This is a genomic window from Clostridium drakei, from assembly GCF_000633595.2.
Classification (GTDB): domain Bacteria; phylum Bacillota; class Clostridia; order Clostridiales; family Clostridiaceae; genus Clostridium_AM; species Clostridium_AM drakei.
Genome location: NZ_JIBU02000013.1, coordinates 156,190 through 171,873 on the forward strand (window position 1 = coordinate 156,190; position 15,684 = coordinate 171,873).

The window sequence follows — 15,684 nt, forward strand, 5'->3', positions numbered from 1 at the left end:
TTCCCCTTATTGTATTGATCCGATCGCTACCATTGCTAATTTCCCCATGACAAACTCCACCTAAGTCTAAGAATCACTTGATAGTATAGTAGTACATTTTCACATAGATAGCCTAAAATCCTTTACCACCAATTGCAATGACTTGTTCCCCTTAAATTCATTTATTTCTGGTGAAAATATAAAGTCCAATTTCAAATTAGCTATATTGCTTTGCAAAATTTCTTTAAGTCTTTTCTCCCCATAACTTTCTTCTATGATCTGTTTAAACTTATCTCCACCATCAAAACAAATAGCATCTAATTTCTCAAAGTTATTTGTATTTCTGCAGAAAAATTTCACTATATTTTTTTCTTTACCAATAAAATATATTCTAAATACATTTATATTTTTTTCTGCAAAATAAGGATGAGAATTGCTCTTTCCAAATGGTTCTAATTTTTGAATTTCATTTATTAAATCAAAACTAACTTCATTTAAACTTAATTGTTTATCTATTCTTATTTTAGGTGTTATATCATCTTTTGTGAGACAACAATTATCATTTAAAGCGCTCCTAAACTTGTCTATATTTTCTTCTTCTATAGACAATCCTGCCGCTAAAGGATGACCTCCAAATTTTTTTAACATATCCTTGCATCTTGTAAGCTCATGAAACATATTATATTCTTCAATAGATCTACCTGATCCTTTAGGCGTTTTTTCTCCTTTTGTAATTACAATAGATGGTACATTATATTTTTCTTTCAATCTTCCTGCAACAATACCGGCTATACTTTCATGAACATCTTTTTTATAAATGACCAAAACTTTATCATTTTTCATATCTGAATTTTCAATAGTATCTATAATTTGATTCACACTATCCATAGTCATGTTTTGTCTCTGTACATTTAATTCATGAAGTTTTTTTGCAAGACATTCAGCTTCTTCATCATCATTACATAAAAGAAGCTTTAAAGCCAATGTAGCACTATCTAATCTTCCTGTAGCATTTATGCATGGTCCTATAACAAACCCTATATGATATGAATTTATTTTCTTTTCATCTAAAGCAGTTTCCTTTATAAGTGCTTTTAATCCAATATTCTTAGTTTCGTTCAACATGTCCAAACCATTTTTAGCAATAATTCTATTTTCATCTAATAAGTCTACTACATCACATATAGTTCCAATGGCTGCATATTCTATGAATTTGTATGATTTTTTTTCGTCTATTCCCATTTTGCTATAAAGTACTTGTACAAATTTAAATGCTACTCCAGCACCACATAATGATTTGAAAGGATAATTGCAATCTTCTTGTTTTGGATTTATTATGGCATCTGCTTCAGGTATAACAAATTTTTTATTTCCATCAGCTTCTTCTGTAAATGGTATATCATGATGATCTGTTATTACCACTGTCATATCAAGTTCTTTGGCAATTTTTATTTGTTCCAAGGCTGATATACCATTGTCACAAGTTATTATAGTATCGTATCCTTCTTCTTTAAGAGCTTTTATACTTTCACTATTTATACCATAACCTTCTGTAACCCTATCTGGTATGTGATATTTTACTTCAGCTCCACATTCTACAAGAGCAGAATATAAAATATATGTACTTATAATCCCATCTGCATCATAATCACCATATACCACTATTTTATTTTTTTTCAATATGACATTCTTTATAATATTTGTTCCCTTATCTATATCCTTCATAAGTAGAGGATCATATAAATACTCCAATGAAGGGTTCATAAACTTCTTTATTTTGTCTTCAGTTTTTACTCCTCTATTTATTAAAATGCATGCTAAAATTTCACTTACTCCTAAACTTTTAGCTATATCCTTTGCATCTCCTCTACACCTTTTTAACATCCATTTTTTTTTCAAACTTTCCACCTCTTTCTTTACTATATTATATTATATATTCTAAAGCAGAAAGTTAAAAGTATATATAACTGTTATATTATGCCTTCAGCTTTAATTTCCCACAATATTTTAAGTTAAATACTAACTTTGTTATAAAATTCATTAAAATGTACAAAATGTATACTATGATAAAAATTGAAAGAGAGGACTTTAGATGAAAAAGAAATTAACAATCGATGGAATGAGTTGTATGCACTGTGTAAATCATGTTTACCAAGCTCTAATGAATATTTCAGAAGTAACTTCTGTAAATATAGACTTGAAAACTCAAATTGCATTTTTAGAAAGTAATAAATCTATTGATAATGATGTAATTAAATCTGCTATATCAAATGTTGGATATAAAGTTATTGAAATAGAAAAAATTTATGTTTAAAACATCTGAAAGAAAATAATAAGTCCAAATGCGGCGGATATTTTGTGCCAGGCAATAAGGAAGGTTCCACAGATAGTAAGATAGTAAATCTATCTAATGGTTCTGCCAACGCCGCATGACGCAAAATAGACTAGCATATGGACTTATTATTCTTTGAAAATGCTTAAGATAAAATAATAATTTACAAAATCATATAACTATTTTCTTATGAAATTTTTTATTCTGCTTCCCATACTCCATCTTTCAAAAACTTATATGCCTTTTCTTCTGCTTTTTTAACAATAACATCACTATATCCCAAAATGCCTAAAAGCCTTATAGCATTTTGTGTATTGGATCTTCCTTGGTGTACTAGATAATCAAATGTTATTTCATTATCTATAATTTTTTCCTCAAAATGATAGTTAGAAAAATATCTTTCTAATATGTATGTAAGTTCTACATCATGTGTTGCTGCAACACATATACAATTATTTGAAGTTAAATATTTTAAAACCTGTGAAGAAGCTGATATTCTCTCTACAGTATTAGTTCCTCTAAGAATTTCATCTATAAAACATATAGTAGGTATATTAGAGTTTAATGCATCAATAATTCTTTTTAATGATTTAGTTTCAGCAATATAATAACTCTCATTATTGAATATATCATCCTTTAAAGCCATAGAAGTATATATTTTAAAATAGCAGCATTTGAATTCTTTAGCTAAACAAGTATATATAGTTTGAGCTAAAATAATATTTATAGCCACTGTTTTTAAAAAAGTTGATTTTCCAGAAGCATTAGATCCTGTAATTAAAATAGAATCTGAAACTTTCATAGAATTAGATACTTGTTCTTTCATAAGAGGATGATTTATATCCTTAAAAATAATAGTTGCATCTTGTTTACTTAAGCATTTAATTAATTCTGGAGTAACGTAGCCTTTAAGCCTTTCTCTGTATGATGCAATAGATATTGAACTATCTATAATACCTACAGCTTCAAATATGATTTTAAATTCTTCACTTTTTTCTATAAGAGTATTTGAGATTTTTTCGTAATTAATTAAATCCAAAAGAAAAATTATGCTAATATATTCATTCATAACTCCAACGTCTGTGCCATTATTCCCTAAAGTAAACGAAGCATTTTTAATACTTTTTATTAGAGTAATAGCTTCCTTTAATTTCTTATTGCAAATTTCTAATTCTTCTAGATTTTCTTTTAAAATTAAATCTGCAATTTTAACTATTTGCACTATATACTTAAAGGACTCAATCTTATATTTAATATTATTTTGGTCAATATAATACACAAGCACATTTATAACACAAGCTACAGAGACTATAAATAAACCAATATATGGATTTAGAAATGTAATGCATATACCTGCTATAGGTAATATTGCTAAAGCTCTGTAAAAATTCAAATTAGATTTCCTTTTTTCTCCTTCAGAATTATAAAAATAGTCTGATATAAAACAATTTCTCTTTTTACCTAATTTAGCAAGAATATATTGTATTTTTTTCCTCTCTTTTTCATGAGTTTGAAAGAATTTTATTAACTTATCCCTATATTTAAGTTTTTCTTCATCATACAAAGGCTCTCTTAAAATATTATACAAGTATTGCTCACCAGGACTGCTTTCAGTAGTATTTATTTTTTCGAAAATGCTATCCATACTCAAATCATTCCAGGTAATTTCATCAATAAAAAATGCTCCTTTTTCATCTTGTTTTCTATTGTTGAAGTATTCTGCTATTGTTTTTAAGTCATCACTACTTAGTTTTTCATCTGCATCCTTTCCCCAACAACTCTCTAGCCTCTCCTTAAGCTTTCTATTTCTCTCTGCATTTAATCCTAAAGAAATTATAGTAGTTAACACCACAATTATTAAAATATAACCTACAATAGCTACCATCATTTTCACCCCTCTGAATCCTTACATCATCCCTTGGTAAATATTGTTTCTTAACCCTAATAAAAGGTATTCTAGGTATTTTACTAAAATCCTTCCGCACAATGTAACAAAATTTAAGAATAAAAAATATTCAAAGTGACTAGAACAATCCATAGTCACTTTGAATAGCACTTATTAAAGAAGAAACGTTTAAAATAAATGTAGCAATTTTCTAATCTATTATGCAGAATATGAGTTGGAAAAAACTTTTTTTATTTTATAAAGTTTTTTATTCTGCCTTACCAACGGCAGCTAAATAAATTGTAAATTCTTCATTTCCATCTACATTTATAAGTTTATCAATCTTCTCCTGATCATATGCTGTTACAGCACATACTCCTGCATTTATGCACTCTGCTGATAAATATAAGTTTTCACAAACATGACCTGCATCCAAAGCTATTAGTTTAGGAGACGCTATATCATATCTCCATTCCATTCTATATGGAATAGTAGTCCAAATAAAAGTTACTGCACTTTTTCCTACGAATCTTTGATTAAATACAACATCATCTAGTTTTTGTTGTAAATCCTCAACAGAAAACAAAAAAGATAACTTATGTTCAAGTGGTAAATATCTATAAATCCCTTTTTCCAAACCTTCAACTTTTGAAACAGCTATATAAGTTTCAAATGAATGTCTAGCTCCAGCTGAAGGCACAGTTCTCAATGTAGCATATCCTTTATTAACTATTTTTTTAACTCCTTGTACGCTCCAAAGCAAAAATGATAATTCTTCTAACGACAAAGGTTCATTTGAAAAAACTCTCCTTGTTTTTCTATGTTTCAACGCTTGAAAAACACTGGTTTCCTCCAAATTTATATCTTGAATGGGTACCAAATCAATTAAAGGAATTGAAGATGGAGAACTTTTCTGAATTGCTGGTTGAGCCAATTCCTTTTCCTGATCTGTTTTAATATTATCTAATTCCTTAAACACATTAGCTTTTAAAAAATCTTTTAATACTTCTTTATTCATAGCAAACCATCTGCCTTTCCAAAAATTTTCTCAAAATTCAAATATATTCACAACTATTATAACATAAAACTCGTATATTGTTAAAAAATTACTTTATTCATATCTCTTATTTACTAGTTAGCACTTGAATACTAGGATTATTTAAAACTTTATTTATAACCTCAATTACTTTTTCCTCATTAATATTTTCCAATCCTTCAACTTCCTTATAAAGTTTTTCTGCATTATCGTACATTATTTCATATGTACTTAATTCTTTACATAATTGAATAGCTCTTTCTAGTTTTAACTGTCTTTTTAATTTTATGTTTTTACTTAGAATTTTTATTTTTTCTTTACTAAAATAGCCTTTTTTATTTTTTATTTCTCTAATTTTCTTATTAGTTAGATTTATAGCCTTATCCACATTTTCTGCAGAAGTCCCCATGCTTATAATGAAACTTTTTACTCCTCTTTCATTTTTTATATAACTCTTAACATCATATGCTAATCCATTTTTAGTTCTTATTTCATCAAATATTAAACTGTTAGTACCTTCTCCAAAGGCTGAATTAAACAAATTTAGAACTCTGCATTCTTCTTCATTTAATTCATCTATGGAAAAGAGATATTGTATTTTTGCTCCTTTTATGTCTCCAAGTTTTTCTACAAACACTCCCTCTTTATTCTTCTCTTCAGTTACATTTGCAATTCCATGAAAACTTTTATTCCATTTACTAAAAAACTTATTCACTACTTTAGATATATATTCTAAATCAAAGGAAGAACATACAGCTATAGAACAATTTTGAGGGCTATAATAATTATTATAAAACTCTTTTATTTCCTCCAATGTAATATTTTTTATATCTTCTTCTGTTCCTATTATTCTGTTTTTTATTCTCTTGCTAGAAAAGGCATTATACAATAAACTATCTTCGCAATACTGATATATATCATCTTTCCACTCTTTAAGTTCTTCTAAAATAATGTTCATTTCCTCTTTAAACCCTTTTTCAGGAAATGTAGGATTTAAAATTATATCAGAATAAACATCTATTCCTTTTTCAAAATCCTCAGAAAGACAGGTTCCATAATAAATTACATATGAAAAATTAGTCATAGCATTTTCAAATCCAAATATCTCACTGCATATTTTATTTATTTCCTCTTCATTCCTAGATTTAGTCCCTTTTGATATCATGTGCTCCACTGCATGAGCTGTACCTAATTTAAATTTTCCTGTTTCCTCTAGCGCTCCCCCATTAAATGCAATGCAAAAAGAGGATAAATCTCCTTCTCTATGTTCATATATCAATTTCATTCCATTCTCTAATGTGATTTTCTTCATAATAAAACACCCTTCTTTAAGTATTTCTATTTATAAAAATAAAAAGAGAGATATCCTCTCTCTTTATTTTACTATTCTTGAATTATATATGGTACTGTAATCATTGCTATATTTCTTCTTTTTAAAAGCATAGTCTTTATAAATAATGCTGTTTGATTGTGAAGTATATTACCCCACCACTTTCCAACTACAAACTGAGGCATTATTACAGTTACAGTATCTTTAGGACCTGCTGCATATTCTTCTGATTCTATAAACTTAACTAATGGTGTTACTATATTTCTATAAGGTGATTTCTTTATAATTATAGGAATACCTACATTGTACTCTTCCCATCTTTTAATAAGTTTTGCTGTTGCTGCATCATCTACAGAAACGTGAAATACTATTATTTCATCTGATATAGTTCTTGCATAATTTAATGCCTTTAAAAAAGCCTTATTTAAAGTATCAATTGGTAGTATTACATATCTTTTTTGTTCTGCAAAATTTATTTCCTTTGGTCTCAAATCTACACTTAATTTTAGCTGCTCAGCAACTATTGTATAATGATGTTTTATTTTTATCATCAAAAGTACAAGAGCTGGTACTACAATACATACTATCCAAGCACCATGTTTAAATCTGGTTACTCCAATTATTAATGCTGTACCAAAAGAAACCATAACTCCTAATCCATTTATAAAAGCTTTATGTCTCCATGCACCTTCTTTGCTTCTTACCCATTTAAGAAACATTCCTGATTGAGACAATGTAAAAGATATAAACACTCCTACTGCATATAAAGGTAATAACAAGTTAGTATCTCCTTTAAATGCTATAACAAGAATACATGAAAATACAGATATTAATATTATACCATTGGAGAATCCTAATCTTTTTCCTCTTTTTGCAAATTGTCTTGGCACAAATCCGTCCTTTGCCATAAGAGCTAATAATAATGGTAATCCGCTATAAGCAGTATTAGCAGCCATAATAAGTATGATTGCTGTTGTTATTTGAATTAAATAGAAGAAAAAGTTTTTTCCAAAAACCTGAGTAGCTATTTGTGCTACTACTGTAACATCTGCTCTAGGTACTGCATGATACAATGTTGCTAAATAAGATAAACCTCCAAATACGAAAAAGATAGTTAATGCCAATAATTCAAGTACTACTTTTGCATTTTTTTGTGAAGGCTCCTTAAAGTTAGGGATACCATTACTAACTGCTTCTATACCTGTTAAAGCTGTACATCCAGAAGCAAAGGCAGTTAAGAACAGTGCTATGGTCATATGGCCTGTCCCCTGTGGAATCGCATATTGAGCAACAGGAGTGTATCCAAACACGTGAACTTTGATTATTCCATATAATATCATTCCGATAACTGCAAATATAAATATATACGTAGGTACTCCAAAAATTCTGGAAGATTCTCTTATTCCTCTAAGATTTCCTATTGTCATAATTATTATAAGAACTATTGTTATTGGAACTTTATGTTGAATTAATGAAGGCACTGCCGAAGTTATTGCTGCAGTTCCTGCACAGGTACTAACTGCAACAGTAAGAACATAATCAATGGATAATGCTGCCCCTGCTACAAGACCTGGTACAGTTCCAAGATTATCTTTAGCTACTATATATGACCCACCACCATCTGGGTAACTATCTATAGTTTGTCTATAAGAAAATACAAGTATAAACATTAAAGTCACTATGCACAAAGTTGCATAAAACATATACTTATATGACTCAGCTCCCACAGTAGATATTAAAACGAGCAAAATTGCCTCTCCAGCATACGCCACAGATGATATAGCATCACTAGACAAGATAGGCAGTCCCCAAAATACATTAAACTTTTCATTTTTTAATTCGTCTGTTTTTAAAGTTTTTCCAATAAGGAATTTACCTAACTTTAACTCCATTTTTACACCTCTACAAAGTTATATTTTAATTATGGAATGATTATATATCATTCTATATTTTTGTCATAGCTCTTATTCTTACATTTTATCTTCATTTTATTTTAAATTTGGTGGTCTATTCATATAGAATTTCTATTACGTTTATTTTTTAATTAATGCTAGTCCTAGAATGAATATCGATATATTAAAAATAATTTCAACATTCGCAATTGTAACTCTATTGAATATTTACTTTTCATTTAATCATTACTTATTTGTTATAAAACATAAATATCATATATATTTGATAAAATAAAAAAATGAAACTAAATGTGTATGAATTTAGTTTCATTTTTTATTATTATATTTTATTTTTTAATATATCATTTTCTACAAAATTTAAAAGCATAGCTTCTCTCAAATTTTCTGCAATTTTTATACCTTCTAAGCTTTCAAGTATTTTAAATGCAAAATGTATGGCTGTAGCTGGTCCTCTACTTGTTATAATATTACCATCCTGCACAACCATATCTTCACTATAAACAACCTCTCCTAGCTGTTCTTCAAAACCTGGATAAGATGTACCTTTTTTACCATCAAGCACTCCTGCTCTTCCAAGAACTATGGGTCCTGCGCATATAGCTGCTACGATTTTGTTTTCTTTATTGAATTTTTTTACAAGTTCTATTACTTTTTCACTATCTCTTAAATTAGAAGCTCCCGGCATTCCTCCTGGAATAACCACCGCATCATATTTGTTCACATCCACCTTTTCCAGAAGATTATTAGCTTTTACATGTATACTGTGCGAGCCAAGAACTTCCTCCTCACCATCTATAGAACATGTTATACAGTGCACACCACCTCTTCTTAATACATCTACTACTGTTAACGCTTCTACTTCCTCAAATCCCTTTGCTAATAAAACTATAGCTTTTTTCATAAACTTATCAATCCCTTCTAAAATTTCTACTAATAAAAACCTGCTAAGGTTTCATAAAAGAAACCTTAGCAGGTCTTTTGCTTCAAAGGCTGGTTATTATTTAGCCCATCCCATAGATCTCTTTACAGCTTCATGCCATCCTTCTAGTAATTTTCCTTTTTTGTCTTCTTCCATGTTAGGTTCAAAGCTTCTTGATAAAGCCCAGTTTTTAACTACATCATCTCTATTTTTCCAATATCCTACAGCTATACCAGCAAGGTAAGCTGCTCCAAGTGCTGTAGTTTCAATTACTTCAGGCCTATCAACTTGTACGCCTAATATATCTGATTGGAATTGCATTAAGAAATTGTTAGCACATGCTCCTCCATCTACTTTTAAAGCCTTGAGTTCTATACCTGAATCTTCTTGCATAGCTTTAAGTACATCATAAGTTTGATATGCAAGTGACTCTACTGTAGCTCTTATAAAATGCTCCTTTTTAGCACCTCTAGTTAATCCAACCATTGTACCTCTAGCATATTGATCCCAATATGGCGCACCTATTCCTACAAAAGCAGGAACTAAGTATACCCCATTAGTATCTTCTACTGCTGTACAATATTTTTCTGATTCTGGAGCAGATTTAATCATTCTAAGTTCATCTCTAAGCCATTGTATAGCAGCTCCTCCTATAAATATACTTCCTTCTAAAGCATATTCAACCTTTCCATCTATACCAACTGCTATAGTTGTTAATAATCCATTTTTAGACTCAACAGCTTTTTCTCCTGTATTCATAAGTAAGAAACATCCTGTACCATAAGTATTTTTAGCTGTTCCTGGTTTAAAACATGTTTGCCCAAATAAAGCAGCTTGCTGATCTCCTGCATCACCAGCTATCTTAATTGGTGCTCCAAATAATTTTTCATCAGTTTCGCCATATACACAACTTGATGGTTTTACTTCTGGAAGCATGGATTCTGGTATATCTAAAATCTCTAATAATTCTTTATCCCATTTCAATTCATGTATGTTAAATAGCATAGTTCTAGATGCATTTGTATAATCGGTTACATGGATTTTACCTTTTGTTAAATTCCACATAAGCCAAGTATCTATATTACCAAAAGCTAAATTTCCTGCTTCTGCTTCTTTTCTAGCACCTGGTATATTATCAAGTATCCATTTTACTTTTGTTCCTGAGAAATATGCATCTAATATAAGGCCAGTTTTTTCCTTTATAATTTTATCTACGCCTTTAGCTTTTAATTCATCACAATATGAGGAAGTTCTTCTACACTGCCAAACTATTGCATTATATATAGGTAATCCAGTTCTCTTATCCCATACTACTGTAGTTTCTCTTTGATTTGTAATACCTATAGCAGCTACATCATCTGCACTTATATTAGCTTTTAATAGAGCTTCCGATGCTACAGCAAATTGAGTAGCCCATATTTCCATCGGATCATGCTCAACCCAGCCTGCTTCTGGATACATTTGTTTGAATTCTTTTTGAGCTACACTTACAATTAAACCCTTTTCATTAAATAATATACACCTTGAACTTGTAGTTCCTTGATCCAATGCCATTACATACTTCGCCATAATCCATTCCTCCTCAAATTTATATAAAATGCTAATGTTTTCTATAATTTTTAATTTAATAATATGAATTTTAAAACATTATAAGTTCCATAACTGAGATGCAGTAGTTGATATAGCTACCGCACCTGCAGATAATGATTCTATAACATCTTTTTTAGTTTTTATAAGTCCGCCTGCTATTATACAACTATTGGTTTCTTGTTGTATAACACTTATTATTTTACTTGCAACCCCAGGCATAACCTCTACTGCATTTGGCTTATTCTCATGAATATTTTTTATACCTGTTTTTATTGAAAGTGAGTCCATTATAAACACTCTCAATATTGTATATAAGCCTAGTTGGTTGCCATATTTTATATTTGACGTTTTTGTACTTATAATACCTTGAGGATTCACATTCTCTTTTATATATCTTATACCCGCAGAATCTCCTCTAAGCCCTTCAATTAAATCTACATGTACAAAAACCATTTTATTTTTTTCTTTCAATCTAGAACATATTTTAGATATAGTTAAAATGTCTCCATATAATACAAATACAATGGAAGCCTTGCTTAATAAAGCCTTGTCTAAATCATGATCATTTCTTATTGCTACTATTATTGGATTTGCTATTAATCTTTCTTTTAATTTCATATTACTTTGAGACTCCTTTGTTAATTTTTCTATTTTTTGTATATTTTAATTTTATCACTTTTGAATTTTGTTGCAAGTTATAAAATCAAAAGAGTCCAAAGTTTTCAAAATTTAAAATACAGCAACAAATAATAAAGCACCTAGAAGTCCTCCAACTATAGGTCCCAAAACTGGTACCCAAGAATAAGACCAATCTGAATCACCTTTTCCTGCTATAGGAAGTATAGCATGTGCTATTCTTGGTGATAAATCTCTGGCTGGATTCATAGCATATCCTGTAGGTCCTCCCAAAGATGCACCTAAAGCAAAGATTAGAAATGCTACAAAAAGTGTTCCAAATCCATCTGCAGCTTTTGAAGCACCTATACCCATAATACTAAATACCAATGTAGCTGTAGCTAAAACCTCAGTTAAAAAGTTTGCTTTTAAATTTCTTATAGCTGGAGCTGTACAGAATATTCCAAGCTTAGCTGCTTTATCTTCTGTTTGTTCCCAGTGTGGTAAATAAGTTAACCATACTAAAGCTGCTCCTACTACACCACCTAACATTTGAGCAATTACATATCCTGGTACTTCTGCTGCTGGAAATTTACCTACAGCAGCTAGCCCTATGGTAAGTGCTGGATTTAAGTGCGCTCCACTTATACCACCAAATATATATGCAGGAAGTCCAACTGCTATAGCCCATCCTGCTGTTATAACTATCCAGCCTCCATTTTGACCTTTACTTTTAGTTAATGTACAGTTTGCACAAACTCCATCTCCTAAGTACACCAAAATCATAGTTCCTAGAAATTCGGCCATCATTTTTGACATAATATCCTACCCCCTTAATTAAATTTTCCAAACTTGTTTGTAACCGGTTACAAACAGGTTTGAATAAAATCTCCATTTTATAAAATAAATACCAATACATATGGCAATAAAAAAAGCCGACTTTAAGACAAACCTCACATAGGCTTCTCAAAAAGCGGCTCTCTAAATCTCTGCCACAATCATTATTCTATAAAATAGCTTATATTAATAATAGCATATATATATACATATATCAATATTTTTTAAAAGTTCAAATTAGCTAAATTTATCTATATGTTGATATTTTTTTCACTATCAAATCACATTTTATACTTGTTTTATTGCATCATTTTTCTATAATCAAACTTAAAATGAGTTTTATTTTATAGATTGAATTTTAACTTCTTTTATGTAATCTTCCATTTCCAATATTGTTATGCATTTTCCTCTTCCTGCTCTATTTTGAATCTTAATGTCATCAATATCCACATCAATTGTAATGCTTTGTGAAGATTTTAATAAAAATCTATTATTTAAACATTTTTTACAGCTTAAAATTTCCGAATAAATTACTTCATCATCTTCTTTCAAGCTTATACCTGTAACACCAGAAGCTATCTTTCCCATTGAATTTATAGTATTTCCTTGAAATCTTATACACATAGCTTTTTTGGTTATCATAACTATCTCTTCTTCACTATTTAGTGATAGTTGAACATTTATTAAAGCATCCTTATCACTTTTAAATTTATAACCTATGGTAGAAAAATAATCTCCTTCAAATTCCTTTAAAGATGTCTTCTTAACCATACCTCTCTTTGTAAAAAAGTATATATTGCCATTATCAAAATCACTAACAGATGCAATATTTATAATATTATCCCTATCAACACCATCCCATATATCCTTTATGCTTATTCCCTGATCTCCAATATTCTGTAGAATAAGAGCTGATGTAGAAAATACAGTCCCGTCCTTTGAAAAAATCAAAATCTTACTTTTTGAATCTGTACTCACATTTAAAGTTTTACTACTCATTCTATTTTTGTCACTGGCTTTAATTATTCCAAATCTATTTATACTTAAATTAAATGTTTTAAACTCAAATTCCGTAGTAAAATCTATATTTATTATTTTATCATTAGAACTTAAATTTACTAATTGCAATCCCATTATATTTCTATCTGATTCTTCTATTTTAGGTTCTTCAACTACAAATTTAAGTCCCTTATCTGTTTCAATATTTATAAAGGTCTCTTTCCTATCTTTTGGTGCAATAATAACTTTTAGAACTTTTTCTTCATTTTTTAACTTTAATGCCATAATCTTAGTGTAATTAGTATTAAATTTATCTACACCTGTCTTTTTTACAATTCCTCTATCAGTAAAGAACATTAAATTCTGAGACTCCATAAAATCATTTTCAGAATAAACTGCCACAATACTTTCTTGACTTACATCTAGTGTTTTTATTATACTTTCTATTCTTTCCCCTTTATCCTTCCACTTAAATTCTGGAATATTTATGCCTTTACTCTGATACATGTTTCCTTTATCAGTAAAAAACATTAGGGTACTTTTAGTATTGGAGTTAATTAGAAATTTATTAAAATCTCCTTCTCTATACTCTATATCTCCTACTTCAGCATTAATTCTATTGTAAGTTTTTAATGGTATCCTTTTAATGAATCCTTCATTAGACATAGTTATAACTATGTCTTCTTCTACTATAAGTTCTTCTAAATTTATTTTAGCCTCATCATCATTTTCAACTATTGTAGTTTTTCTATGATCACCATATTTTTCTCTTATTTCTATAAGCTCTTTTTTTATTATTTTTAAAAGCTCCTTTTCGCTGGAAAGTATTTTATTTAATCTTTTTATTTCTTTTTCAAGTTCTTTATGTTCTTTTTCAAAAGCTACAATTTCAAGTCCTGTAAGTCTATATAACATAAGTTCTAATATAGCTTCTGACTGAACCTCTGTAAATCCAAAACCTTCTATTAAATTTTTTCCTGCATCCTTTTTTGATTTGGAACTTCTTATAACTTTAATAATCTCATCCATTATACCTATAGCTTTTATAAAGCCTTCAACAATATGAAATCTTTTAGCTGCTATTTCCAATTCTCTTTCAGTTCTTCTTTTTATTACATCTTTTTGATGCTCTATATAGTGATAAAGTATGGTTTTTAGGCCCATAGTTTGAGGTTTTCCTTTTGCTAAAGCTACCATATTAAAAGAAACGTTACACTGCATATCCGTTCTCTTGAAAAGATATTTTAATACTTTATCTACAGTTTCTTCATCTGAAGACTTTTTAAATTCTATTACAGCTCTAACTCCTGTTCTATCTGACTCATCTCTTATATCAGAAATAGACTCTAAAGCTTTTGCATGTTTTTTATCTGCCGTCATTTCAGATATAGTTTGAAGTAATTTCGCTTTACTTCTTCTATAAGGAAATTCTGTTATAACAATACCTAGTCTTCCACTTTCTAATCTTTCTATAGAGGTTTTAGATCTTAATGTAACTCTACCTTCTCCTGTTTCATAAGCCGATAGAAGAGATTTTTTTCCTATTATGATTCCACCTGTAGGTAAATCAGGTCCTTTTATGTATTCCATAAGTTCTCTTGTATCTATATCTGATTTATCAATACAAGCAATAGTTGCATCTATTACCTCTTTTAAATTATGTGGTGGTATATTAGTAGCAAGTCCTACAGCTATTCCAAAGGCTCCATTTACCAAAAGATTTGGATATTTAGCTGGAAGTACTTCTGGTTCTTTTTCAGAAGCAGAATAGTTATCCATCATATCCACTACACCTTTATCTATATCCCTTATTAATTCCATAGCAATTGGAGTAAGTCTTGCCTCAGTATAACGCATAGCAGCAGCATTATCTCCATCCTGACTTCCCCAATTACCATGACCATCTATAAGTGGTTTTCTTGTAGTAAACTCTTGAGCCAATATTACCATAGCATCATACACAGATGTATCACCATGAGGATGATATTTACCAAGTATGTCTCCTACTATTCTAGCTGATTTATAATAAGGCTTATCCGGAAAAGCCTTAAGCATATATGAACCATACAGTATTCTTCTATGTACAGGTTTAAGTCCATCACGTACATCAGGAAGAGCCCTATCCTTAGCTACTTCTACGGCATAGGGCAGATAGTTCTCAGGCATAGCTTCTTCTATAGAAACTTTTATTATATTATTATCTACTGGAATTGTTGTTTTCTTAGACATCAATTACCTCCTAATGTGAG

At 29.6% G+C, this 15,684-nt stretch carries 11 protein-coding genes; 1 reads left to right on the forward strand and 10 read right to left on the reverse strand.

Annotation, left to right across the window (positions count from 1 at the left end; translation table 11 throughout):
• Positions 1–99: 99 nt before the first annotated feature.
• Positions 100–1,878 (reverse strand): single-stranded-DNA-specific exonuclease RecJ, encoded by a 1,779-nt coding sequence (recJ, locus tag EG57_RS0207990; protein WP_032076715.1) that lies wholly within the window; start codon positions 1,876–1,878, stop codon positions 100–102.
• Positions 1,879–2,071: 193 nt separating this feature from the next.
• On the opposite strand from recJ, the gene EG57_RS0207995 reads away from it, so the two are divergent.
• Positions 2,072–2,293: a heavy-metal-associated domain-containing protein gene (locus EG57_RS0207995; protein ID WP_032076716.1), complete on the forward strand. Its 222-nt coding sequence runs from the start codon at positions 2,072–2,074 to the stop codon at positions 2,291–2,293.
• Between the two features lie 217 nt (positions 2,294–2,510).
• Here EG57_RS0207995 and EG57_RS0208000 read toward each other — a convergent pair whose 3' ends face one another.
• The 9 genes from EG57_RS0208000 to EG57_RS0208040 all read right to left on the reverse strand — a co-directional run bounded on the left by EG57_RS0208000 (position 2,511) and on the right by EG57_RS0208040 (position 15,664).
• Entirely contained in the window at positions 2,511–4,199 is a 1,689-nt protein-coding gene (locus tag EG57_RS0208000) for a MutS-related protein (protein ID WP_242859824.1), read from the reverse strand.
• A gap of 265 nt (positions 4,200–4,464) precedes the next feature.
• The gene (locus EG57_RS0208005) at positions 4,465–5,214 is read right to left on the reverse strand and encodes a SagB/ThcOx family dehydrogenase (RefSeq protein ID WP_032076718.1); all 750 of its coding nucleotides are present in this window, start codon (positions 5,212–5,214) and stop codon (positions 4,465–4,467) included.
• A gap of 106 nt (positions 5,215–5,320) precedes the next feature.
• Positions 5,321–6,544, reverse strand: a complete 1,224-nt coding sequence (locus tag EG57_RS0208010; protein ID WP_032076719.1) for a M16 family metallopeptidase — start codon at positions 6,542–6,544, stop codon at positions 5,321–5,323.
• A gap of 71 nt (positions 6,545–6,615) precedes the next feature.
• The gene (locus tag EG57_RS0208015) at positions 6,616–8,454 is read right to left on the reverse strand and encodes an APC family permease (RefSeq protein WP_032076720.1); all 1,839 of its coding nucleotides are present in this window, start codon (positions 8,452–8,454) and stop codon (positions 6,616–6,618) included.
• 340 nt (positions 8,455–8,794) lie between these two features.
• Positions 8,795–9,376, reverse strand: a complete 582-nt coding sequence (locus EG57_RS0208020) for a DJ-1 family glyoxalase III (RefSeq protein ID WP_032076721.1) — start codon at positions 9,374–9,376, stop codon at positions 8,795–8,797.
• 96 nt (positions 9,377–9,472) lie between these two features.
• Positions 9,473–10,963: a glycerol kinase GlpK gene (gene glpK / locus EG57_RS0208025; protein ID WP_032076722.1), complete on the reverse strand. Its 1,491-nt coding sequence runs from the start codon at positions 10,961–10,963 to the stop codon at positions 9,473–9,475.
• Between the two features lie 78 nt (positions 10,964–11,041).
• Entirely contained in the window at positions 11,042–11,602 is a 561-nt protein-coding gene (locus EG57_RS0208030) for a glycerol-3-phosphate responsive antiterminator (RefSeq protein WP_029162558.1), read from the reverse strand.
• 111 nt (positions 11,603–11,713) lie between these two features.
• A complete protein-coding gene (locus tag EG57_RS0208035) occupies positions 11,714–12,418 on the reverse strand; it encodes an MIP/aquaporin family protein (RefSeq protein ID WP_032076723.1) in 705 nt (234 codons plus the stop codon).
• Between the two features lie 357 nt (positions 12,419–12,775).
• Positions 12,776–15,664, reverse strand: a complete 2,889-nt coding sequence (locus tag EG57_RS0208040) for a DNA topoisomerase IV subunit A (protein WP_032076724.1) — start codon at positions 15,662–15,664, stop codon at positions 12,776–12,778.
• Between the last annotated feature and the right edge of the window lie 20 nt (positions 15,665–15,684).